The organism is Bradyrhizobium viridifuturi (genome assembly GCF_001238275.1).
Classification (GTDB): domain Bacteria; phylum Pseudomonadota; class Alphaproteobacteria; order Rhizobiales; family Xanthobacteraceae; genus Bradyrhizobium; species Bradyrhizobium viridifuturi.
On record NZ_LGTB01000005.1, the window covers coordinates 166,231 to 189,978 of the forward strand.

Annotated in this window: 19 protein-coding genes and 3 pseudogenes; 9 read left to right on the plus strand and 13 right to left on the minus strand. The window is 58.9% G+C overall.

The annotated features are described in order from the left end of the window. Positions 1 to 68 precede the first annotated feature (68 nt). Both ALC15_RS06935 and ALC15_RS06940 read left to right on the plus strand, forming a co-directional pair. Entirely contained in the window at positions 69 to 2,441 is a 2,373-nt protein-coding gene (locus tag ALC15_RS06935) for an NEL-type E3 ubiquitin ligase domain-containing protein (RefSeq protein WP_244485967.1), read from the plus strand. Between the two features lie 252 nt (positions 2,442 to 2,693). Beyond that, positions 2,694 to 2,899, plus strand: a pseudogene (locus ALC15_RS06940) (phage integrase N-terminal SAM-like domain-containing protein); the annotation flags it as partial. A 247-nt stretch (positions 2,900 to 3,146) separates the two neighbouring features. Here the strand turns inward: ALC15_RS06940 and ALC15_RS48145 are convergent. From ALC15_RS48145 to ALC15_RS47535, 4 genes and pseudogenes are all read right to left on the minus strand, one after another. Further along, positions 3,147 to 3,413, minus strand: a pseudogene (locus ALC15_RS48145) (IS66 family transposase); the annotation flags it as partial. Next, positions 3,299 to 4,492: an IS66 family transposase gene (gene tnpC / locus ALC15_RS06945; RefSeq protein WP_488240837.1), complete on the minus strand. Its 1,194-nt coding sequence runs from the start codon at positions 4,490 to 4,492 to the stop codon at positions 3,299 to 3,301. The gene tnpC and the pseudogene ALC15_RS48145, both read right to left, overlap by 115 nt. Before the next feature lie 69 nt (positions 4,493 to 4,561). After that, entirely contained in the window at positions 4,562 to 4,915 is a 354-nt protein-coding gene (gene tnpB, locus ALC15_RS06950) for an IS66 family insertion sequence element accessory protein TnpB (protein WP_050626595.1), read from the minus strand. Positions 4,916 to 5,109: 194 nt separating this feature from the next. Further along, complete coding sequence (locus ALC15_RS47535; RefSeq protein ID WP_283807417.1) at positions 5,110 to 5,238, minus strand: transposase; 129 nt, start codon at positions 5,236 to 5,238, stop codon at positions 5,110 to 5,112. Between the two features lie 52 nt (positions 5,239 to 5,290). Between ALC15_RS47535 and ALC15_RS47845 the strand changes: the two are divergent. After that, positions 5,291 to 6,376, plus strand: a pseudogene (locus tag ALC15_RS47845) (transposase). Here ALC15_RS47845 and ALC15_RS06960 read toward each other — a convergent pair. Continuing rightward, positions 6,300 to 6,863 (minus strand): type II toxin-antitoxin system VapC family toxin, encoded by a 564-nt coding sequence (locus ALC15_RS06960; protein WP_050399871.1) that lies wholly within the window; start codon positions 6,861 to 6,863, stop codon positions 6,300 to 6,302. The pseudogene ALC15_RS47845 and the gene ALC15_RS06960 overlap by 77 nt on opposite strands. 1 nt (position 6,864) lies before the next feature. After that, complete coding sequence (locus ALC15_RS06965; RefSeq protein ID WP_244485968.1) at positions 6,865 to 7,203, minus strand: hypothetical protein; 339 nt, start codon at positions 7,201 to 7,203, stop codon at positions 6,865 to 6,867. Positions 7,204 to 8,915: 1,712 nt separating this feature from the next. Between ALC15_RS06965 and ALC15_RS06970 the strand changes: the two genes are divergently transcribed. The 3 genes from ALC15_RS06970 to ALC15_RS06975 all read left to right on the plus strand — a co-directional run bounded on the left by ALC15_RS06970 (position 8,916) and on the right by ALC15_RS06975 (position 12,187). After that, the gene (locus tag ALC15_RS06970; protein ID WP_050626596.1) at positions 8,916 to 10,511 is read left to right on the plus strand and encodes a hypothetical protein; all 1,596 of its coding nucleotides are present in this window, start codon (positions 8,916 to 8,918) and stop codon (positions 10,509 to 10,511) included. Further along, positions 10,505 to 10,993 (plus strand): hypothetical protein, encoded by a 489-nt coding sequence (locus tag ALC15_RS43165; protein ID WP_128089457.1) that lies wholly within the window; start codon positions 10,505 to 10,507, stop codon positions 10,991 to 10,993. The genes ALC15_RS06970 and ALC15_RS43165 overlap by 7 nt, the downstream gene beginning before the upstream one ends. A gap of 804 nt (positions 10,994 to 11,797) precedes the next feature. Beyond that, the gene (locus ALC15_RS06975; RefSeq protein WP_050626597.1) at positions 11,798 to 12,187 is read left to right on the plus strand and encodes a c-type cytochrome; all 390 of its coding nucleotides are present in this window, start codon (positions 11,798 to 11,800) and stop codon (positions 12,185 to 12,187) included. Between the two features lie 710 nt (positions 12,188 to 12,897). On the opposite strand, the gene ALC15_RS06985 is transcribed toward ALC15_RS06975, so the two are convergent. The 6 genes from ALC15_RS06985 to ALC15_RS07005 all read right to left on the minus strand — a co-directional run bounded on the left by ALC15_RS06985 (position 12,898) and on the right by ALC15_RS07005 (position 17,458). Then, positions 12,898 to 13,131 (minus strand): type II toxin-antitoxin system RelE/ParE family toxin, encoded by a 234-nt coding sequence (locus ALC15_RS06985; RefSeq protein WP_094193723.1) that lies wholly within the window; start codon positions 13,129 to 13,131, stop codon positions 12,898 to 12,900. Then, positions 13,121 to 13,399, minus strand: a complete 279-nt coding sequence (locus ALC15_RS41615) for a type II toxin-antitoxin system ParD family antitoxin (RefSeq protein WP_094193724.1) — start codon at positions 13,397 to 13,399, stop codon at positions 13,121 to 13,123. Before ALC15_RS41615 ends, ALC15_RS06985 begins: the two co-directional genes overlap by 11 nt. A 391-nt stretch (positions 13,400 to 13,790) precedes the next feature. Further along, the gene (locus ALC15_RS06995) at positions 13,791 to 13,979 is read right to left on the minus strand and encodes a hypothetical protein (RefSeq protein ID WP_050626599.1); all 189 of its coding nucleotides are present in this window, start codon (positions 13,977 to 13,979) and stop codon (positions 13,791 to 13,793) included. Between the two features lie 428 nt (positions 13,980 to 14,407). Then, positions 14,408 to 14,824 carry a hypothetical protein gene (locus ALC15_RS43170; RefSeq protein WP_128089458.1) on the minus strand — a complete coding sequence of 139 codons (417 nt, stop codon included), beginning with the start codon at positions 14,822 to 14,824 and terminating at the stop codon, positions 14,408 to 14,410. A gap of 574 nt (positions 14,825 to 15,398) precedes the next feature. Continuing rightward, positions 15,399 to 15,605, minus strand: a complete 207-nt coding sequence (locus tag ALC15_RS07000) for a cold-shock protein (RefSeq protein ID WP_050399875.1) — start codon at positions 15,603 to 15,605, stop codon at positions 15,399 to 15,401. A gap of 224 nt (positions 15,606 to 15,829) precedes the next feature. Then, complete coding sequence (locus ALC15_RS07005; RefSeq protein WP_050626600.1) at positions 15,830 to 17,458, minus strand: acyltransferase family protein; 1,629 nt, start codon at positions 17,456 to 17,458, stop codon at positions 15,830 to 15,832. 962 nt (positions 17,459 to 18,420) lie between these two features. Between ALC15_RS07005 and ALC15_RS07010 the strand changes: the two genes are divergently transcribed. The 3 genes from ALC15_RS07010 (at position 18,421) to ALC15_RS41625 (ending at position 22,579) form a co-directional block, all read left to right on the plus strand. Then, the gene (locus ALC15_RS07010; protein ID WP_050626601.1) at positions 18,421 to 20,661 is read left to right on the plus strand and encodes a tetratricopeptide repeat protein; all 2,241 of its coding nucleotides are present in this window, start codon (positions 18,421 to 18,423) and stop codon (positions 20,659 to 20,661) included. Positions 20,662 to 21,060: 399 nt separating this feature from the next. After that, positions 21,061 to 22,197, plus strand: coding sequence for an MFS transporter (locus tag ALC15_RS07015; protein ID WP_210168580.1), 1,137 nt, complete (start codon positions 21,061 to 21,063; stop codon positions 22,195 to 22,197). 16 nt (positions 22,198 to 22,213) lie between these two features. Beyond that, a complete protein-coding gene (locus tag ALC15_RS41625; RefSeq protein WP_094193725.1) occupies positions 22,214 to 22,579 on the plus strand; it encodes a DUF3088 domain-containing protein in 366 nt (121 codons plus the stop codon). A 13-nt stretch (positions 22,580 to 22,592) separates the two neighbouring features. Here ALC15_RS41625 and ALC15_RS07020 read toward each other — a convergent pair whose 3' ends face one another. Next, positions 22,593 to 23,564 (minus strand): LysR substrate-binding domain-containing protein, encoded by a 972-nt coding sequence (locus tag ALC15_RS07020; RefSeq protein ID WP_050626603.1) that lies wholly within the window; start codon positions 23,562 to 23,564, stop codon positions 22,593 to 22,595. Between the last annotated feature and the right edge of the window lie 184 nt (positions 23,565 to 23,748).

Genomic DNA, 23,748 nt, shown 5'->3' on the forward strand with positions numbered 1-23,748 from the left:
AAGCCTTGTAGCAAGAACGTGTTTATCCAGGTTCGACGTTAGCTGCTCAGATTTGTCAGGAGAATCGGATGGATGCGTTCAACCACCTCCACCCCGTCCCAGATGTCGAGCGGGCGCACGACGACGACGAGCTGGGACAGCAGCAGGATTACCCAGCCGGGTTTCAGCAGCACCTGAACCAGTTGCATCCGCACGAGCGCCCGCCCCAGAATTCAAATAACCTCCGCGACCGCGACGTTGTGTCGAACAGAGATGTGGATTTTTTGAGAATGCCGCACGGGGATCGCGTCGGACAAGGCACCTCGCGGTTGCCCTCGGATTCGCCCGCCTTCTCTGGACAAGGCGTCAATCAAGATCTGCTTTTTCCAGGCGCGGATCGGAGTGGCCAGTTGCCAGCCGGCAGTTTCAGTCTGACGGATAGTTGGCACGGTGTGGATGCAGCCGATTGGCCGACGCAAAGTTTCGATCAGGAGGAGCATTGGTGGGCGGAGCCCGGTGATGTGGTGCCTGAGTGGCCAACGACCGCGGCAATTCCTTGGCAGCAAGATCTCGGAGTATCAATCCTCGGCCGACAGCCCCGGCCGGGCGATGGCAGCACGACGGACCTTGAAGACCCCGTCCTCAGGCAATCGCGGCTCGACCACATCTTGGACATCTGGGCCGGCGAGGAAGGGCAGACGCAAGACGAAGGCCGCCAAGAGGCCGTAAGACGAATAAGAGCCTGGGCAGAGGCCGGCGACGTCTATGCAGGGCTGGAGCTGTATGATCTGGGCCTGACGACACTGCCTGCCGCCCTCCCGCCCGGGCTCCAGTCGCTCAACGTCAGCGACAACGAGCTGGTGCGCCTGCCTGACACCCTTCCGTCCGGCCTCCGGACGCTTGGCGCCAGCAACAACCGGTTAACCGACCTGCCCGACACTCTCCCGACCGGACTCCAGTCTCTGGTGGTCGGCAGCAACCAGCTGACCGGACTGCCTGAAACGCTTCCGGAGAGCCTTTCGACACTCGCCGTCTGCACCAATCGGTTGACCAGCCTGCCAGACAACCTGCCGGCCGGGCTCCAGGACCTCGATGTCCGCGGCAACCTGTTGACCCGCCTACCCGACAACTTACCGACCGGACTTCAGTCGCTTGCCCTCGGTAGCAATCGGTTGGCTAGTCTACCCGACACTCTCCCGCCCGAACTCAAAGAGCTCGAAGCCGACGGCAACCGACTGACCAGCCTGCCTGACACTCTCCCGGCCGAGCTCCTGTTGCTCTTCGCTCGCGATAACCGACTGAACAGCCTGCCCGAGACCCTCCCGACTGAGCTCCAGAGACTCCACGTCAGCGGCAACAGCCTGTCGAGCTTGCCCGAGAACCTCCCGACCGAGCTCCAGGTGCTCGAGGCACGCAACAATCGGCTCACCAGCCTGCCAGAGACCCTGCTGACCCGGCTAGGGTCTGGGTGCATGGTTTATGTGGAGGATAATGCGCTGCCCGAGCAGGAGCGGACGAATTTGGCGGCAGCCCTGAATGCGCCGAGCTATGCCGGCCCGCGGGTCTTCTTTGCAATGGGTGGAGGAACGATGGTGGACCAGGAACGGCCGCTGTCCAATGCGGTCGCGGACTGGTTGAAGGGCGAGCCGGAGGCGATCGCCGTCTGGCAGAACTTCGCCCACGAGGAGGGGGCCGCGGAATACGCGCTCTTCCTCGACAAGCTGCAGAAGACAGTGAATTATGACAATCCCGAATTCCGAGAGGCGGTGGCCGAGGATCTACGGCAGGCGGCGATCAGGCCGGAATTGCGGCGGCAGTTTTTTGAGCTGGCCTACGGGGCGAGCGAGACCTGCCAGGATCGCGTCACCTTGACCTGGAACGGCATGCAGACCGCACGTCTGAACGCTGATGTCGATGACGGAGCCTATGACGATCGGCTCGGCGAACTCATCCAGCAGGCGCGGGTCCTGTTCCGCCTGAACGCGCTCGAGCCGATCGCCCGTCAGAAGGTCGACTCGCTCGGGTTCGTCGACGAGGTCGAGGTCTATCTCGCCTATCAGGTCAAGCTACGTGAGCGGCTGGACCTACAGCTCATCGCTCCGGATATGCGATTCTTTGATGTTGCCCACGTCACTGAAGACGACCTCGCCGCAGCCGAGATCCAGGTGCGCAACGAGGAGGCGACGGGGTTCGCCGACTATCTGGCAACTCGCTGGCAACCCTGGGAGATGGTGGTGAGTCGGATTGCCCCACAAGCTCATGCACAGATGGAGGGCCGGCTCAGGGAGGCGATGGACGAGGAGTTTCCGAGCCGCCTTGAGCAACGGCTCGCCGACCATCAGCTAACCGGAGATAGCGATGCCGAGTTGCAATTCGGAGCCCAGATTAGCGAGGAGATCGCCCGCGAGATCAAGGGCCCTCTGATGCGCCAGGTGCTTGGGGACCGCGGGCTTGAGCTGTGAAATGGCCATCCTTGCGAGGAGCGTCAATTTTACAGGAACCCATATCTCAGTGACACAGCGTAACTGGCGGCTCAGTCTTGCAAATATCGATTCGTGCCGAGCCTCTGCTAGAGCAGATGGGGTTAGTTTGAATCGATTTGGGATTGAACGAAGCCGCTGTCGCGGCATGTAGGCAGGCATAGCAAGGATTGCCTGTTGTCTGAGAGGATTGCGGGTTTTCGAAGCCCAACCCTTCAGACAGGAGGTTTTCCGATGGCTGAGATCAGCCCACTTCGCCGCCGCATGATCGAGGACTTGACGGTCCGCAATCTGTCACCGGCGGCACAGCAATCCTACCTCAACGCCGCAGCGAAGTTGAGCCGGTATTTCGGTCGCTCTCCCGACCGCCTTGTCCAGGAGGATATCCGCGCCTTCCAGGTTCATCTGGTGGCGACGGGATGTCCTGGCCGGCGCTGAACTAGATCGTAAGCGCTTAGCCGGGACCCTTATTGGGGCTGGCTTGACGATTCGCGGAATCGCCACGGCATGAGGATCTTCGATCCTGCTATGAGGATGGCCGTCGATGATCGCCTCGAATGTTTCGGCAGCCGGGTTGACGTCGTTGAGCTTGCAGGTGGCGACGATCGACGCGAGCAAGGCCCAGTTTTCTGCCCCCATTTCACGACCGGCGAAGAGCGCATTTTTCCTGGTCAGGCAAACTGGCCGGATGGCGTTCTCGACCGGGTTGGTGTCGAGCTCGAGGCGCCCGTCTTCGAGGAAGCGGGTCAGCCCCTGCCAGTGATTCAGCGCATAGCGGATGTCTTCGGCAAGTGTCGAGCCGCTGGAGATCATCGACAGCTGGTTCTCGAACCACATTTTCAAAGCGGCGACGAGAGCCAACGAATGCTCCTTTCGCGCGGCGAGCCGGATGTCCGGCGATGCACCGCGCACCATGGCTTCGATGGCATAAAGCTGCGCGATGTGCCGAACGGCGGCTTCGGCAATCGGCGACTTGCTGTTGCGTACCAATTTGACGAAGCGCCGGCGCAAATGCTCCAGCAATGCACGAGCGTCCATGGCCCTTGCGGTCGAACGACTTCGTTCAACCGATCATACCCGTCATAGGCGTCGCATTGCAGGTAGCGTCCGCCAAAGCCGTTCAGGAACTGCTCAGAAGGCACCGCTGCGACCGGGGGCATATCGGAACAGCACGATCGGCGGACTTGGACCGCTGTGGCCGCGGTCGTCTGAGGCGATCGCCCAGAAGTAGCCTTTCTTCGTTTGGCCGCGCCCGGATCGAGTACCGGCGCCTTGGTCTCGTCCATGAACAGCCGATCCGCCATGGCCAGGTAATGGCGCATGTGTTCCGCAATGGGCTGAAGATGGAAGCAGGCGCGGCCCGACCAGTTGCCCAGTGTCGCCCGATCAAGCCGGATGCCCTGGCGCGCATAGATCTGGGCCTGACGGTAAAAAGGCGTATGGTTGGAGACGATCACGTGCGCGACGGCCGCTTCGGTCGGCAGCCCGCCGGGCACGACTTGCTCCGGTGCGTGCGCCTGCACGACGGGGCCCGCGCAGCGGCGACAGATGTATTTCGGGCGGCGCGTGACCAACACCCGCCATTGCGCCGGGATCACGTCGAGGCGTTTGCTGACGTCTTCGCCGATCTTCGTCATGGCGCCGCAACCGCACGGGCAGAGCGTGCTCGCAGGCTCGATGACCCGCTCCACCCGCGGCAAATGGGCAGGCAAGCAGCCGCGATTGCGATGAGAGCTTTGATCCGTCGCGTTCCGTGACCGGCCCTGGATCACCGCCTCGGCTCTCTCCTGCGCGGCATCCAGGATGCCTTGCGCGATCTCCACGTCTTCGAGCGGCAAATGATACTGATCTGGTCGCAGCTTCTCGGATTTCGCGCCGAACCTGTCGCGTCGTAATTCGCCGAGAATGACCTCCAGCCGGCGTCGGGCTTCTTCCGGCGCCGCCAGTGCCCCCTGATGCTCCAAGGCCACCTGCGTTTGCGCCAATAGCGCCTTAAGGTGTTCGTTTTCGTCGCGCAGCGCCGCGATGCTCATGCGCTATTTCGAGCACATCGCCGCCGCGTGTGCCACGTTCAAAATAGCTGCCGAGTCATTCTGCCGCAGTTATCCCGCCGTCTGCGGGCGCCGTGCTTCTTCCGGGCGGACCAATCTCCAATCCAGCCCTTCGAACAAGGCCGCAAACATCGCCGGCGACATGCGCATCACACCGTCCGCGATCGTTGGCCAAACAAACTTGCAACCTTCGAGGCGCTTGTGCACCAACACCAGGCTCGTTCGATCCCAGACCAAAACCTTGATCAGGTCCGCTCGCTTCGAGCGGAACACGAAGGCTGCGCCGCTGAACGGGTCGAGATCAAGCATCTCCTGCACCTTCGTCGCAAGCCCATCGTGTCCACAGCGGAAGTCAATCGGCCGCGTGGCAACGTAAATCTTCAGATCAGAACCGGCCGCGATCATCGTGACGCTCGCACTGCACGGATCACCCGGGATAGCTGGTCAGCATCTATGGCCGTATCCGTCCGCAGCACGACATCACCGATCGCGATCTCAAGCTTGATCGCCGGAGCCTGACGCTCCTCCAACGCATGGTCTACGACCAGCGGCGCAAATGTCGGCGGGGACGCCTCCCACGGCGGCAACATACCTCGCCGTCAAAACCGCCGTCGCCAATCGTAGATCTGCCGGCGCGTCGCTCCGTGCTTGCGCGCCACCTCGAACACCTGAGCACCGGGTAACAGACTCTCGGCAGCGATCCGAGCTCTCTCAGCTTCCGAACGCACACGACGTCCTGACGGCCCTTCAAGGATCTCCAGCCGCTCACCGACCCCGCCGATGAGCCGTCTAAATGGACGTCAAACCTCCGTCCAACCCGGAGGCTTCTTCGCACGGCTATCCAGATCCCGAAGCAAGGGTTCTGGCTTAGCGCTTACTCCTGAGCGGACAGCGGCACAACATCAGGCCTTGTTACATCTTGTCGGTCAAGGCGACTGGTCGGATCAGCAAGCGTTGGGCAAGATCCGTGAGTTAGCGCTACCGGGCATCGAATGTCACGGAGAGATCGAAGCTTGGATCATCGATGATACGGGCTTTCGTAAGAAGGGGCGGCATTCGGTCGGCGTTGCACGGCAATTGCGGTCAGTTGGGCAAGCAAGACAATTGACAGGTTGCCGTGACGCTTCGCTCGCGAACCATCATGCGGCTTGCCGGTGGCCTATTGACTCTATCTACCAAGGGAATGGGCGACGGACCGTACGTCGGCGCAAAACCGGAGTTCCCAAGGACATCACCTTCAAGACGAAGCCGGCAATTGCACTCGATCATGTGCGCTGGGCCTGTGCGTGGGCTTGCCGCGCGGCGTGGTCCTGATGGACGCCGGCTACGGCCCGATACCGCTCTGCGTGGGAGTATACCGAACTGGGCCTGAGCTATGTGGCCGGCATCTTGCCAGAAACCTCGGTATGGGCGCTCAGAACCGGACCGCGGCCGCCGAAGAAGTGGTCGGGGAACGGACGATCTCCAAAACTGCTACGGCGTGATAGCAAACACCGACCGATTTCGGTCACGAAGCTTGCGATCGGTCCGCCAGCGCATGCTTGGCACAAGATCACGTGCCGTGAGGGCACGGCAGAACAGCTGTCTTCGCGTTTTGCTCGTGTGCGCGTCCATCCGGCGCCCGTGCTGGTAAACTCGGGCGGGCCCTCTCTCGTATTGAGGAAACAGCCGTCAGGTTCGATGCGTCGAGGTTGTTTGCCGATGAAGCGGTCCCTTCGCGCGATTAATCAAGCCCGCATCCAAGAACTGAAAGGTTACGTGTGCCTTTCTGGTCGGCAAAGTCGCGAACTCACCTCCGATAGAACAACACGCGACCCAGGGGTATCAGTTGCAGCAGGTAATCGAAATCCGCGACATTGGCGGTGAGAACAGTGAATCCGGCTTTTTGGGCTTGCAGGAATAGAACGCTGTCCTGAAGCGCACGCAACTTGTCGTCCTTCTGATAGCCCTGCAGCCGGCAAAGCATGCCCGAGAGGAGCGCGGCGCGGCCAACAATCTCCACATCCGGAGCGAAGATTCGGTGAGACGGCATGCTCGAGATTGAGGCGCCGATCTGCTCGATAGCCGCGCGCGTCCCAGGATGTTTGGGATCTAGCACCCCGACTGTGTGCATCAACTCCTGGATGGCGACAGTCGAGTGGTTGGCGTGCCGAAGGTCCAATAGGTCCGCGACGATGCTTGGTGCGCGCCCCTGAAGTCCATCGATGTAGACGCAGGTGTCGAGCAGAAGCTCCTGACCCGCCTCGGGCCTATCACCAAGGAACGGAAGTTCGTGATCGGCCCGCCTCGCCAGTGTCGCGCCAGGATCAAACCGCGCCCAACGAAGCGCCGCTGCGAAATCAAATTCCGCCACGTCAGAAGCCGAGCTTGAGGTTGGGGTCGACCGAACCCATCGTCTTCCGGAACGTCTCGCTGAAATTGTCGTCGAGCGCGAGGCTCGCGAGCGCAAATTCGATGAGATCCGTGTCCGCGGCGATACCGGTCTGCTGTTTCGCTCGCTGGATCAGCTTCCGGCTGGTCCGCCCAGCGATCCGCGCCCTCTTCTCTCCGAGCAGCCCCGAATGCTCTGCCGCGCTCATGACGGCGGTAACGCGCGAGGCCGCACCAACCCCGAGCTTACCGATCTTGGTCTTGTGGCCGAGTGTGGAACGCTTGCCGCGGGATGCGGGCTTCTTTGTGCTGATTTTCGGCATTGGTCGACCTTGTATAACAAATCTCGATTTTGTTTAACATAGCGCCTTCCCTCCTCGCCTTCAAGTCGCAAGGGCGGTATCGTCGTAAACGATTTCCATCAGGAGGCAGCTACCGCCCTTCCAGTAGATTTTGGCGCTGCGCGTGGCTTCACGGGCAGGCACCAAGCCCCCCGCTGGACAGTAGCCAGCGAGATATCTTGAACGCGCTCGGATCGGCAGGGCTCCGGAAAGCTGTCGACGCCGTCTGAAGCGCACTCCGATGGAGGTGTAGCGAGACCGAACTTTGGACCACCCAAAACTAGAGTTTTGCACTTTGCTCACGTTGGCGGGCTGGTGGCGCGACGTGGTTCTGCAGCAAAATCGGCGCTCTGTTGCCGACCCGACCAGGCTGGTGAGCCACCTGGGCTAAACCCGAGCGTACGGCAGTCTGGCGAGGCTCCGCCTACCTTGGCAGGATCACCAAGCAGGGCCGCGGCCAAGCTCACGGAATGCTTGTCGAAGCAGCATGGGCTGCAGCCCGTTCGCCGGGACCGCTGCGTGCATTCTCCAGCGTGTGGCTTCACGACGCGGCAAGCACATCGCGGCAGTCGCGACGGCGCGGAAGCTGGCGATCATATGGCATATGCTGACCAAGAGCACCGACTAGCTCTGGACGAGGCCGGCCCTGCTGGCGCGCAAGTTCCGGAGCATCGAACTGCGCGCTGGACTACCTACCAGGCATGCCAAGCGTGGATCGGCCTATGACTACAATATCCCCGCGAAGAGGGCTGAGAAACGCGCACGCGTGGAATCCGCCGAGAAGGAGTATACCAGGTTCACGTCCCGGTGGCGGGCAAAGCCGCGATCCCGACAAAGCAAGGCTTCTGCGACATAGGGCTTGTCTACAACATCCGTGTCGGTTGGCTTAGCGCGCCGCGAGAAGTCCAGGGTGACACCGCGCTGGGACCGCTGTGGACGAATGATGGGTTTCGCGCGCACATGGCCGACCGCACGTGCTTCAGCAACCCGAAGGTCCCCTCAATATCTCGGCGACATCGTCCTCGCCCCGCATGCTTGACAGCGGCCAAACCAGTTACAATCGGCAGAAGGACGGCTGGACGTTTTGCGTCGAGCTAGACACTGGCTCTGCCAAGCTGCCTAGTCTCCAACATCGTGGAGCGCCGAGCTGCAGGACAAGGCCGCCCCGTCTTGGCCGGTAAAGTGGGTCGTGGAGTCAAATCTAATCGACGAGATCCCTTAGCGAGCGTTCATTCTGCAGCGTTACGGTTTTCGACCGCGCAAACGAGCAGGTCGAAGAAGGCTGATCCTGAGAGGATGTCAGTTAGATGGCGGACCGGGTCTAAAACAGTAAACCAACATATGGCTTGAACCTCACGTAGCGTCAGATCGTAAGCTCCGAAGAGCACGCGCCATGCTCGCCGCAGCGGGTCATGACATCGGCAAGGCAGAATGTGAGCGCCATGGCGTAAACTGTGATGAGCAATGACTAAGGTGCGCGTGCCAAGAGATCTGTGGACGATGTAAACGTGAGAATACGTGAAGCCGCACCCGCGACTCAATTGTCTTATTGGCCTCGCAATCGCAAACAGCTCGAGCCGTAAATAGAAGCAGCTCGTCGCGAATAGGATTGTACATGCACTGTTGCTGAACGTGAAAACCGGAATTCCCTCTCATAGACGCTAGGCGCCTCCGGCGGAACCCAGGAATGACAGATGTTGGCAGTTGACGCGGCAATAACTGAGATTGACCGTTCTCATCAAATACGTGAATTCTCAATCACCGTGCTCAAGCACGCAAAGCAGCTTCGGCCGGCGGATCAAACAGCGTTCCTGCAAAAGGCAGCTTCGCAGTTCCAGCTTAGATTTGTCGAATGCTTCGAGGAAAACATCCTCGCTGGGAAATCCTGGGACTATGCGACCACCTGCAATGCGATAAGCCGGGTGGGCGGAGGTGAGGCTGGGGTAACGGCCTGCGAGCGTATTGCTGCTCGCGTGTCACGACTTGATAATGCGTTGATAAAGAAGATCGGATTCAGAGCCATTTCACTTCTCGCATCGTCCTTCAGTCGGCACTTCAGAGTGACCGAATGCTGTAATGGAGCGATCCGATTGGCCGAATTTTGTGGCGACCACGAGAGCGGATTCCAGGAATTGAACAGTCAAAGTCTGGCGTCGTTGGTGAATGGCTTCAGCAAGTGGCCGAAACAAGCAGCCTGCCAGCGAGCTACGGTCGTAATCGCGAAGGAAGTCATTCGCCGAGCCGGTCGTCCTGGCCGGCTCTCGGATTTTGCTCCGCAGGGACTCGCGAACTTGGTGAACGGTTTCAGCAAGTGGGCGGAGGATGCGGTCGTGCGCGAAGCCACAGGGGTGATCGCAGCTGAGATTGTCGACGGCTCCATCGAGATATCCGAATTCACCCGGCAGCATTTGGCGAACCTGGTGAATGGTTTCAGCAAGTGGTCGGAAGACAAAGGCTCTCGGCAAGCCACAATCGTAATCGCGGACGAGATCCATCGTCGAGCCGCCGGGCTCGGCGATTTCAATCAGCAGGACCTCGCGAGCTTGGTGAACAGTTTTAGCAAGTGGCCAGAAGAGGCGGCCTGTCGGAAAGCCGGGGTCGCACTCGCCTGTCAAGTCCTTCACGCTGGGGCCGCCAGACGCTCTCAATATACTCCGCAGGGACTGACCAATCTGGTGAACGGCTTCAGCAAGTGGTGGAACGAGGCAGCTTGTCGCCAAGCCGCAGTCGCACTTGCCCATGAAATCATGGCGGCTCGGCTATCCCATTATACTGAGCAGGCATTGGCGAACCTGGTGAATGGTTTTAGCAAGTGGCCGCACGAAGTGGCCGTTCGCGATGCCACAATTGCGATCGCGAGCGAAATCATTCGCCGTCCCCGACTCTCTCAATTTACTCAACAGGGACTGACAGACCTGGTGAACGGCTTCAGCAAGTGGCCCGAGGAGGTCGAGCTTCGGAAAGCTACGGTCGCGATCGCGAGCGATCTCGTTCACCACGACGCATGGCCTTCCAATTTTAATCAGAAGGAGCTCGCCAAGTTGGTCAACGGCTTCAGCAAGTGGCCGGAAGAGGCAGTCTTTCGTGAAGCGGTAGTTGCAATTGCGAGCAAGGTGCTCTGCCGCATCGGCTGGCTGTCCAATTTAGGGCCGCAGGACCTGTCGAACCTGGTCAACGGTTTGAGCAAATGGCCCAACGAGGTGCTTCTCGCCGAGGGACGATTGCGATCGCTGAGGAGGTCCTTCGCCGCTCCGCCAAATTATCCGATTGTACCCAGCAAGGATTGGTAAATCTGGTAAACGGCTTCAGCAAGTGGCCGGAAGATCAAGCCTGTCGCAAAGCGACGGTCGAACTGGCGCACGTCGTCCTTCGCTCTGATGTCGCTCAGTTCTCCGACTACACTCAGCAGGCGCTGGCTACTCTGGTAAACGGGTTCAGCAAGTGGCCTGAAGTAGCCACCTTATACCAAGTGGCAGTTGAACTCGCTCGCGAGGTCCTTCGTCGCGCCGATCGTCTCGCTGATTTCACCCCGCAGGATATTGCCAATCTGGTGAACGGTTTCAGCAAATGGCCTGAGGAGGCGACCATTGGCCAAGCCGCGCTCGCACTTGCCGGTGAGGTCTATCATCGTGCCGCTCGTCTCTCGGGTTTTACTGAGCAGGGATTGGAGAATTTGATAACCGGCTTCTGCAAGTGGTCGAGAGAGCCGGCATGTCGCCAAGCTACAGTCGCGATTGCGACAGAAGTCGTTCGCCGCGCCCATCGCAACTAGTGGCTCTGCGACTTTGCTTCTCCGGGTCTGATGACTTGGTGGCTGGTCTTCTGAGCGTGTACGAGAAGCTAGCTCTGCGATGCGATAACGCGATCGTTCGAATCTACGCGCCAGGGCTCGTTGGACACGCACGTCTCGCTCATTAGTGAACCCTGCAAGATTGTTCCTGTCTATTGTCATCGCGGCTCGTCCGCCCGAAAATAGCGCGTCCTCCCCATCGCCACTAAACCAGTTTCGCTACGCCTTATCCGTGCGACGACTATCGCGACGCTGCCCAAGGGCTTCCAAGAAATGCGAACCTGGCGATGACGCCCGGACACCGCAGTGCTCTTGGCTGACCGATGCCGAAACCATGGCCAATGTTGCAAAACGCGAATTGCGCGACGCCATCGTCTGGATTCGGTCAGTGTCGAAATCGTCGTCGCTAGACGCGCCCGTTCCCTACGATCGCCGTGGATCAAATTTGTTGCGAGCTGCCCTCGGTTCGCCGTGCTGTCCGAGATCGCTAGGCTGAAGCGCGTCAGTATTTGCTGGGTTCGAGGCCGAGGCTCGTTGACAATCGCGTGCCGTTAGCTGGCAATCGAAGTTGATCGGGGTTGCCGGAGCGTGCCTTCTCTCCTGCTTTTGGCGCTTACGTCACCCTCAAGACCAGTTCGGGCTGCAGAGATGTCGTTCGCTCGGGCAAACTGGAAGACGGCCACTGATATCGTTGAAATAGCCTTGAATCGAACGCTACGTCAGGTTGTAGGCTTGGGCGCGACACCAGCCTTCTTCATGTCAGGCAGGTGAAGAAAGGATAAGTTGATGAAGGTGACGATTCTCGCTGCTCTGCTGGTTTCCGCCGGAATTGGGCAGGCGAATGCTCAGATAGCGACGCGCGGACAATCGCAGTTCAATACCTGCAAGCCTTGCCACCAGGTGGGTGACAACGCCAGGAACGCCATCGGCCCAACCCTCAACGGGCTGATTGGACGTAAGGCGGGATCGGTTGAGGGCTATCCCTATTCAGAGGCCATGAAGAACTCTGGGATCACCTGGACCGACCACAACCTCTCCGACTACATCCACGATCCAAAGGCGACGGTTCCCGGCAATAAGATGGCTTTTGGTGGAATGAAGGACGATCAGACGATCTCAGACATCATCGACTACTTGCACACCTTCGATAAGGCGCCTGTTAAGCTTCGTCAGTGAATGGACGGGTCGGTCATGAGAACGTGAGAAAAGCTTCGAGCCGGCGGTAAGTCGTGAAGTTCGCGCTTCTCGGAGCGAGGCAGCCATGATCAAGCTTGCACTGGTGCCAATATTTCCATCGGCATGGTCATCCGTAAGCCGTCGAATACGCGGCGGCTTAGCGGGTGATCGCCCGTATGTCGTGTTCTGGCGATCGAGCACAATGGCGCCGATCGCGACAAGATAGCCCCTAATATCACCGGGCGATTAGGTGATGCTCTCTAGAAGGAAGTAAGCGTTGTACTGAATCAAGGCTGCGGCGACTGTAAGCTAACCATGATAGGTGGCTTGAAGGGGCTGAAGCTCACGCAGCTTCAGATCGTACATCCTCAAGCTTAGCGTTCTAGCAAGTGAATAGAAGGGGCAGAGAAGTGCGTTAGTGCAGGTATTGGACAAAAGAGATCCGTTGATCGTCCTCGATGTTGTGAACCTCGAGTTCCAGACTTTTGCAGCGACCGCCCCATTCATGGTCATGACTGTCTTGGCATGGATCGCATCCCTCGTGGCTAAGGGTCACGTGCCGAGCATAGCCACTTTGCAACGTCAGCCCGCACTCGTAATCGTAAAATCGTAAATGCGATTGTGCGACGGCTGACAAAGCAAGTTCTCAGTCGAGATCCTCCGGCGTGATATCGCGAGCACCGTGCAGCAGTCGCACCATCTCAACGCCGTTAGGGAAAGGCTTCGTAAAAGAGTACGTAGTTGCCGACCGGGAAGCTCCAAATGCTCATACCCAACTCGGGCCGCTGTCGGCCCGCCAGTGGATTCCCGCCAAGCATCTGAAGGACGTTGCCGATTCGATCGAGCACGCGGTCCGCAGCGGCGATATTGTCTGATGCGATGAAAAGCCAAATCTCGTCCAGGTCGGTCTCGGCCTGGGGCCGCCTGGTGAGATTACCCGCCATGCCTCCCGGCTCTCAGCCGTTCACGTCCTCGGGCCTTAATTTGTTCGACCAGTTCGCCGGGCTCAAACGGCTCGGCCGGACCGCTTTCAAGGCCTTCCTGTATGGCAGCACGCAATGCTTCAAGCTTCGCCTTGCGACGCTCCTCGCGTTCTTCAACAAGGCGCAGTCCCTCCCGCATCACTTCGCTAGCGGTTGCATAGCGACCGCTGTCGACGAGATCCTTGATGAAGCTCTCGTAGTGCTTGCCGACAGTATAACTCGTGGCCATACGCACCTCCTTGCCTCATAATATATTACTTTATGCTATATCCCACAAGGGGTTTCTAAATACCGCGCCTCGGTTCTCCGGCCACGTGGGGCTATAGAAGGACGGGGGCAAACGGTTGGTAAGTGACGAAATCACTTGGCTCAGCCGGTCCGAGGCGCCTCTGCTAGCGCACACCACCTTCCTGTGGGAGGCATGAACAACGACCAAGGAGGTCAGCCCGCAATGCCCTGAGCACGGGCCCACTATTCTGCGGCGGAGGCCAGTGCCTCCACGACGAGCCGCCGGACTTGTCGCGCCGGCGCCTTGAGATTGGCGGTAGCTGCGAGAATCGGCACAAGCGCACCACCGAGAAAGATCCCGGCCCGATGACTCGTAGCGCCATCTCTCAATTTTAGGGCGGGAAAATGGGTGACCTTAGTGCCGGCTGCTCAGCGTGATCTCGAGCTGATTTCTCTGGCTGACCAACGCGCCGTTCGTAATTGGCGGCCAGCTGCAACAAGCGCACCTTGATGAACGGGTCAGCTTGCTCGGCAAGTTCCCGCACGGTCCGCGCCCTCTCTCTACAAAACTCGTCGTCCATGACATCCTACCAGAAATTGTCTGCCTGATAATGCCAGTTGAGAAGCGGGACTGCATATGACCGAGGTTACACTGCAAGATATTTCCCCCAGTCCCAGCCCTTGGAAGCAAGATGTTCGCCTCATTTAGCAACAAGGGTCGGCGTGTCCTTGCCCTTTCCGCCAGGCGACTTTGCACGGGCAGGTCCTGTTCGGCGGAACGACCACTGTGAACCGCTCAGAAAGCGACGAGGAGATCGCCCTTCAATGCCCCGCTCCTCTCCTCTGAGGCCTCCAGGTCCAGCACCGTGACAGGAGCCAAATCTGTCATGACATTATTGAGCAACAGATCACGCGCAGGGCTTTCTCCATCCGGATGGCATTTTGCCAAGTTAAGCGCCGCGCGCCTCGCCCCCGGTGCGGGTGACAGTTAAGTTAAGACAACCCTGCTTCATGCTGTTCGTCGACTGGATCGACCTTTCCTGCGGCGTCGCCGCGAGCTCTGATGGCGACTGCGGGGAGCAATAAGTGAATTTGTTGGATCGGTGACCGCTTGCACAGGGACTTCGCTGGATGAGGGATCGATGGTCGATCGAAGCGGCTCTCTTCGAGCGGCGACCGCCCTTTCGAGTGCAGACAGGAATTGCCGCCCCTCTTGTGTAATTTCCCAGCCGAGAGCATCGCGAAAGACAAACTTTGCCGAAAAGATATTCAGATCCGGAGCATGTTCGGCCAACCGCTTCATGCGATCGGTCCAGTCGCGGCCGCTGTTCATCAGGATCTCCACGGCGCGTCGGACTTCGGCAACAGAGGCCCGCCCGGTGGGCTGACCGGCCAGCACTTTCAGGACGGTCAGTTGGAAGGACACTTGCCGTGTCTCCGATGGGCTGTGTGTGCAGTTCCCGTCCAATGGTTCAAGATCAGGGAAACGTCGTCAACAACGTGCCGCCGTTAACCTCAACTATATTGGCTAACTACGAGCGCCGGCGTCCTGGGATTGCTCGCCGGCTGATGCGCGAGGAGTCCTCGAGCGGGCACGCTATCAGCGCGCCGCAGGCTCGTATCGTCCATAACGGACGAACTCGCCTCGGTGCGCTCGTTTGAGAATCGACAGCACAAGCTTTGCGTCGGCCGGTGCAGCAAGTTGCTACAAGGTCATGCGCGGCGTACACCTCCTGGCCCGCTGGGCAGGAGTGTACGGTTCGGACCATTCATGGCACCGAGGATATTGTGTCAGGTCCATACTGCTCCAAGGTGGGCAGAATCCGGAACTGCTGTGGCACCGGCGAGCAATGCCTTGAGTGAAGCCGCCACGGGGCTTGCGGCAAAGCCTCAGTCGGAAGCGACGGTCGTAAAGGACTGCCCGGCGCACCAGATACAAGGCATCGCCGGACAGGCGCGAGATCACAAGTTGCCGAGGGCAGCCCGGAGTTGCACGTCAGTCAGCCAACCCGAAGATCCTCGGCTGACGTCTTACCCGAGCGCCCCGCCTTGAGCTCGTAACTGACCCGAGCCCCCTCTTCGAGGGTGCTGTAACCGGCCTTTTCCACGGCACTGATGTGCACGAACACGTCGGCACTTCCGTCCTCCGGCCGAATAAAGCCATAACCTTTGCTGGAATTGAACCACTTCACAATACCCATTGCCACGGCAGCATCTCCATCAGTTGAACCTTCGTGATCTAGCTAAGAGTCTCGCAGCCATCAAGATGGGCGGCAAAACGACGCTCGTCCGCCGCGGCAGTCACGTCCGCAACTTTCTTGCCCGATGACTGAGATGTTGAGTCTTTTGTGCAGCGGCCGACAGCAACACCCTGACGTCGCAGATCCTCGCTTCAGGGGAGCGGGATTCGGATGGCTGTTCAGCCTGCGGCTCAATCATCGCGCGCCACCTTCTTACAGGAGAGCTGCAGGGCCGACGACGTAGCATCCGCATCCGGAGCCGAGCTGGAGTGAATGCTGCGATCTCCCTTGCAGAACCAGGCGACGGCAAACTCCTTTGCGCAATCCGGAGCAGGATCAGAAATCCGCACGGCATCTGCACGAAACGTACACTCACTCTTACCATTACACGCTTCTGCAAGTGCATCCGTGGTGTTGCCGCGCGCCGACATCCAGCGGCAATTGCCGCCATACGTGCCGGAAACGACCGAAATGCCCGATTGCGTGATGACATTCCCGGCCGCACCCCGCAGTGCATACGCGGCCGCCGCACCAACAAGTGCGGCAAAGCCGACACTTCCCAATCGCACCAGGAGCCTGCGCTGTTCCGCCGAGGCCGCCTGATAGGCACCGCGAATTCGCCTGCGGGCCGGTACCTCGAAGCCGAAATGCAACAGGATCGCGGCGCAAGTTGCCAGGGCGAAAGCGAGAGCGAACGCACCGAGATGTCCAAGGAGTTGGATCGACGTTTCCCAACGCACCACCGGAAAACGCCGGAAGATGATGATGTGTATAAGATAAAGGGCAAAGCTGGCCTCGCCCAGAAAGACAAGCCACCTTGCTGACAACAGCCGTCCTGCAGTGCTAACGGGATGTGCCGCCGCGACAAGGATGAGCGCCACCGGCGCCGCCAGGGCGATATTGTTGCGTGCAATATCGAACAGGCTCATGGAAGCCCCAAATGGCGACTTGTGGGCGGTAAACCAGAACACCCAACTAATCGCGCCGACGCCAACAAATGCCGCGATGTCGAGCAGAGCACGAGACGGCCTGAAATCCTGCTCCGACCCCACTTCATGGAGCCTTGCCAGGCAACAGCCGAGAACGAACTCCCACACCCTGCAAAACGGCGAAAAGTAGACGATCCAGAGGATCAGCGTGTTCTTCCAGTTCGGTAGCGCCGCCTCTGTTCCATAGGCATGAAGCGCAAACAGGTTGATGCGGCCCTGCAACATGAGCACCGCAAGGTCGATGCCAAGCTCGATTGAGACGGCTCCGACGGCGCAAACAACCGCGGCGGGCACAGTTCTGATCCGCGCAAGCAGAGGGCAAACGGGTGGAAAAACGAGATAGAAAAACCACTCGCTGCTCACCGACCAGGAGACGATGCCGACCTCCTCGTACTGCCAGATGGGAGCTACACCAGCGATATTTGCGAAAAACCAGGTTTGAACCAGCCCGAGTTGAAACGGGACAAGGTGCGTTGAGAATCCTTCGGCCGGCGCCTCGGTTCCGAGGAGCCACGGCCAGACAAACGGTCCAGTCAGCAATTCGACGAGAAAGAGAACAACAAACAGAGGATAGATTCGCGCTATGCGCGCCACGAGAAAGTCCGGGATCGCTTTCCGCGGGCTGCTCACAATCGAGCTGCCATAGTTATATTGAATGACAAAGCCACTCAGCGTGAAGAAGACCGACATTCCGAGCAGGCCGAGTGTCCCGACGCTGATATCGAGTCCGAGGCTCGGTCCTTGCAAGAACACGCTGCCGCCGTGAGACAATGCGACCGCTGCCGCCGCGACAAACCGGATACCGGTCAGTGCGGGAATCTGCTTAACCATCGATGTCGCTCGTCGTTTGCGAGTGGGTACAAATCCTGGGCGATCGATGGCACCAAAGGCACGCAGCTGGACACTTGCTCAAGGCAGCGAAGACTGATCGCATCACGCGAGCGTGCCTTGCGATCAGTCAAACTTCTTCGAAAGCTCAAATCTGTTATCGGAGCGCCCTCGCACCTTATTGGTAGGCCGGTCAGCGCTGAAACTCTGACTTCTGGTAGGGCGGCTCAGATTTTAGATCCATATTCCGACCGGTTCTGGCCAAGCTATGTCCCCAGACTGTCATACTTGGACCGCGCCATTGTCTCACCGGAAGCCTTCCTGAATAAGTTGGCGCCAGCTGCTCCCTCCGCGAAGGGAGCTTGGGGCACCAGGTACCCGATGAGAGCCCAGGTCAAAGCAACATGCTGTCGTCTCGGGCAGTCTCACAACGGATACATGCACCAGTTCACGTCCTGTGTGGGACCGCGAGGCTATCATCAGCCAGCCACACCAGGAGATTCACGTGCAGCAGCGGAGCTGCACAAGGTGCCTATTCTCCTGACACTCCTATTCTAGCGGCGAGGCTCATCCGGCCACCAGCCGGCCCAAGGCAGCCCGGATTGAGATTGCTAACTGAACGCATCGCAAACGGAATGGGCAGCCAATCCGAGCCGCGCGTTCAATCTTTTTGACAGCGACTGCCAAGGAATCTCGCTGCGGATTGGTGCAAAACTTTACTATTCTTGTCCGGCACGGCTGGCCGCACTTTCGCTTGGGCCTGGCGTGCGAGAGAAGGAAAGGAACACGTGATGAAAAAGAAGATCGCTGAGATCAAGACCACGATCCGCACCACCACTCCGTACACGGGTACGCTCTAGGTTGGTGCGGCAGATGCCTTGGATGCATCTACCTGATGAGAGTATAGCGGCATCGGAGGGTGGTCGTTTCGGCCACCCTCTTTTGCGACAGTTCGGGAGAGTAAAATGGTTGATCTGATCCAGCAGCGCGTGGTTTCAGCCATATCAGCATCCGTTGAGCTCAGTGCGATTACGATTTTAAAGGCGGAAGCGGGCATGGCGCCGCTGCCGACGATCAAATCGGCACTCGCGCGCTCCGATTCTAATTTCTCTATCACTGACGGCGACTGGCGGACCGGCGGCTATCTTGCCGGGCTGCAAGCGCTCATTGACGCCGAACTAGGGTGGGCCAAAGAAAACAGGCCCAAACTGGTTGAGGCGGCACAACAATCCTTGAAGCGACTATTCCCCCTCCTAAACAGCGACGCCTTTACCGTGCCGAAGGATCTCACGAATACCTCGAGCAAGGAGGAGCGTACCAGGTTCTATCATCATGAATATCAAAACAAGCTCCTGGTCGGACTAGCCGAATTCCTGATCAACTGCGCCCGACAGCTCAACGAGCGTCACATCATCGTCATCGATCGGGCGGCGGCCTTGTCCGGTTCGGCCAAGAACCTGATCAAGCTGCTGGTCAGGCTGGGCGACGATGCGCGGCTGTTTCGGTTCGTTCTGATCGATTATGAACAACGGCTCTATTTCCCGGACGCCAGCGAGGTTCATTTCGGCAGATATAGCTCGCAAGAGCTGGGGCCAACCTTTGATCCGGATCTCCCCGCGGAGAAGCACCGGCAGATCTATGAGGCAAGTGGCGGCAACCCGTTGATTGCAGAGGCTTTGAGCAAATGCACAGCGGCAGGATTACCAGTCGTCGGCTATCTCGACCCGACCGCGACCGTGGATCTCTATCTGGCCAGCCTTAGCAGCGGGGAACGCCATAGCCTTCTCAAATCATACATCGAATCCAACTGCACGACGCCTGACCTGATCGCGCAACGAAACTATGCAACCTTCGAGCCGGCGACCGCAGATCATCTGCACGAGCAGCTGCACGACGCGTGCCTGGAGCGCTATCTGGCAGGCAAGGCGCCTCTCGTGATGCTTCATGCGCTATCGGTACGGGACAAGTACAAGCGTCTGGAGCTGCTTGCGGAACCAAGTCAGATCCTCCAGAGCATTGGCCTGTACGATCTCTGGTTTGGCTACTTCGGGGAAATCTTCGCCGACCCCGCGCTTCGCACGTACGGCTCCGGAGATGCCAGCGTGAATGCCGCCTTCATCAACGCGGCTTTTGTGCTGTACTCACTCGGCTGCGGTCGGGTGTCGGTTCCCTATCTGGACGAATTCTACAAAACGTTCCCAAAGAGCCGATACACGCCAACGGTTCTGTATGCCCAGTCAATGACGTATGGACGCTACCAGCAGCCGGTCAACCTCACGGTGGCCGAAGAGTACGCGTTAAGGAACCTGGAGACCATCGAGCGGGATTTCAGGGAGCACGACAAGTACGACTACATCAAGGTGTTTGCAGAGAACGCCTATGCCTACATCAAGGCCAAACAGCAGAAGTACGACGAAGCCCTCGCGCTTTGCGCCGAAGGCCTTGGCAAGATGCTCAAGGCGTATGGCGACGAGCGATTCAAGCTTCACCAATCGATTTTGATCTACAACACCAGCCAGGTCTATGAACTCATCGACGAACTTCCTCGGGCTGAGAAGCAGTTGCGTGAGGCCATTGCGTATGATCCCTACTATGGAGAGTATCATAATGACCTGGGCAACCTGCTTTCGAAAGTGGCTGGAAGGGAAGCTGAAGCTCTGGAGGCCTATGCGCGCGCCATTGAACTTTGCCCACCCTATTATGAGGCTCACCTGAACAGGGCCGCACTTCACAGCAGAATGGGGGATGCCGCTGGTGCGCTGGCCGATCTCGACAGGACACTTGTCATCAAGCCAAACGAATGGCGAGCTCATTTCGAGAAGGGCAACATCTTGATGCGGCAGGACAGGCCTAAAGCTGCTCTGGAGTCTTATCTGGCGGCGGCCGAGATCAGTCCCAAAAACCCCGACCTACAGAGCAATCTCGGCCTCGCCTATTCCGAGCTTGGCAAGGCGCACGAGAGCATCGCACACTATGTTCGAGCCCTTGAACTCAACCCTCGGCATGCGCTCACCCACAACAATCTCGCCATCGAGTATTTCAACGAGGGCCGGCCGGATATTTCATTGAACCATGCGACGGTCGCTGTCGAGATCGGGGGAGATCCGGACTACCTCCTCACCCGCGAGCACATCGAGAAAAGCCTGCAGGCTGACCTTGCCTCGCGCCGGGACCGAGCTACTGCATCTTCCGCGAAGCCTATGTGAGCTTGCGGCTCACGGCACTCTTGCCATTCGAGCAGCGTGAGACAGGATCGCTCAGGAATTGATGGCTGCATCTCAGAGCTTCGGCTCGGTCTAGCGAATGCTTTCGCGGCGGCCGCCGCAACACAGACTGATCGGCAAGCGACGCGCCTTGGCCGGTCTTATCGCGAGTGACCGAACGCCACAAGAGGTACAGGGAGGTAGATAGGTAATAAGATGCCTTTTGCCAAGCCGTCTATTGCCAGAGCGTTCATCGTTGGCTTGCGGGCTCATCGCACCGATGTCGCATCCCGAAGCCAGTGCCATCTACCTGTCCCTCCGCGTCAAGCGATCCGAAATCCTCGATGAGCTAAGTCAACAATGAGCGGATGGAGCACACGGCAGTTCATCTATCTCTCGCATTTGATCATCCAGATCGGCGGCTGGGCGTTCCGTATCGGCATCCTGATCGGCCTTCTGCAATCCGGCATGAGCGCCGCGGGTCTCGGCATCGCGGTCACTTTTGCGCCGATCATGCTTGGTAGCCTCTTCCTGTCGCCGTTGGTCGACAGGGGCGATCCGATCTCAGCCATGATGATCGTCAATGCCGTTCGCATCTGCGCGCTGCTCGCCATCTTCGGCAGCGACGGAGCCGATTCGTTTCTGAGCTATGCTGCAATGGCCGTCCTGAGCCTGGTCCAGCCGGTCTATTTGTCCGCAGAGATTGCTTTCTTTCGTCGTATCACATCGGAAGACGGCATGATCTCGGTGCTGCGCAATATCGCCAATATCGACTGGCTGACCTATCTCTTGGGAATGTTTGCAGGTGCCATGTTGTCCGACCAATTGCACTTGCCTGGCGTTTTGGCCTTCAATGTATCAGCGATCATGCTGTCATTGGTCGTGCTCCTTGGCATCAAGCAGCAGTTCAGAAGGACGCCAGCCGTGCTTGAGGCGCGCCCCTCCGGAACGGTGCTGGACTTGGCACCCCTCTATCCCGCATTCTTGGCTGTCTTTCTGCTCAACCTCGGCGCCGGCATCATCAACGTCTATCCTGCGATACATGCCACAGCTGACGGGGTTCTCGACAAAAGCGTACTACTGACGATCGTCATGGCTAATGGCGTATTGGCCTTGCTGGGCGCGCTGGCCGTCAAGCCGATTTACGACCTGCTGGGCGCTTTGCCAACTATTGCCGGAGCCGCGATGCTGCTTGCGGCATGCCTTGCAATGATGTCACTCGATGCCGGCCTGACTTTGGTCATCGTGTCCAGCAGCGCAATGCTTGGTTTCGGCCAGATATTTGCGGCTGCCGCTCACGCGCACATGGTTTCTTCAGTGGCTCCGGACCGTGCCGGTCGCCTCTCCGGGCTATTTCAATGTTGCACCTATAGCGGCGTTGCGGGAAATGGCATTGCCTTGTCGCTTCTAGGTGATCGGCTTGCTTTCGGCACGATCGTTCTCCTATGTGCGGCGAGCGCATTTGTTGCCTTCGCCGTTGCGACCTTCGCGGTGGTCAGATCAATGGATTCTCAAACATCACGTCCTGCCGATCGCTAGATCAGGGATCCACACCATGCCATGGGATCAGCTGCTCCTTTTAGAACGCCCTTTTTCGGATCCGGCCTTGCCGGGACGACAATTCTACTGCTGGCAATGTTTGCTATTGGACGGGCTGCTATCCGCGTTTCCAAGCCACGCTGCGAGGCTGGACGTTCGTCGGATTTCCTGGGCGAGACCACGAGCCGCGCTCATCGAGAGGCTCGGGCAGGATCATCAATCCGCGCCGGTTCTGATTTTGGAAAAGGAAGGCCCTTTACCAGAGCATACGAAGTACGCGAATGGGCTCGCCTATGTCGACGATGTGTTTGCAATCCTTAATCTTCTGGCTGCGCGCCACGGATTTCCGGCGCCTTACGCTCGAACGGTCGGCACCTTGTAGGCCATGGTGGTCATCAACGACTCGATGCCAGCAGGAACCGATCGGGAATCTTCAATCGAGCGGCTTGCTTGATCTGCCGGGTTGGAGCTCCGAAAGCCGATGGCTGATGATCCCGGCCCAGTAGTTCTGACAGCGCCCAGCGCTCAAACTGTTTGACAGCCGCGCTATTGCGGGCTTGCCCGTTGACAAACATGTAGATTGAGCGATTGACCGGCACGAAGCCGAATGGAGCCACCAGCTCTCCTTTCTCAAGGTTGCTTCTGACCAGAATCTGCGAGGATATTGCGGCTCCCAGCCCACTTTTTGCCGCCTCCAGAGTCAAAGAAAATGTATCGAAGACGACCTTGCGCGATGCTTGTAAGCATATTGCAGCTGCGCTGGCCCATTCGCTCCAGGCGTCCAGCCTGTCGGCCTCGTGCAACAGAGAGTGCGACAGAATATCTTCCGGGCTTTTGATCGCCTCGAGCATAGCTGGCGCACAGACCGGGCCAATCATCTCATTTGAAGCGTGCACCTCGCGGACGGGAAGCGGCCGCTTCAGTGGGCCGGCGACAAACAATACGTCCAACGCACCAACAGCGAGCGCGTCAAGATCGGCTTCGGTCTCAAAGACAAGGTCAATGTCCAGATAGAGTTTGCGGAATCGACCGATACGGGGCAACAGGCCGTGCGACAAAAACGTGGTCGAGCACCCGACCACGACGGAGGGCCCTGCATGGCGCCTTCGTAGCTCGTAGCATCCCTTCTCGAGCATGGTGAACGCGCTCGCGCAGCTGCGCTTGAGCTGTTCGCCGTCGGATGTCAACCGCACGCCCGAACTATGGCGCACGAATAGTTTCCTGCCGAACCAATCCTCAAGCAGGCGCATTTGGTAGCTTACCGCGCCGGTCGTCATGTTCAGTCGCTCGGCTGCCCGTGAGAAGCTTGGAAACTCGCTGACAGCCTCAAACAGATGGAGGCTTTTCAGGATCGGTAGCTTGCGCATTTTTCTTTCCTGCCTCCCACTGGGATAGCTGTTGTGGGGCTCTGCAGTGTGCGCCGATTTTCTCAGGCATCGACGACCGCCGTCGTTCGCCGCCGGAAACGCCCACGGAAGAGCCCTCCTAGGTATTGGCCCTGTCACGGCGAATTCAAAACGACCTGGCTCCCTGCCCAGCCGGTCGAACAGC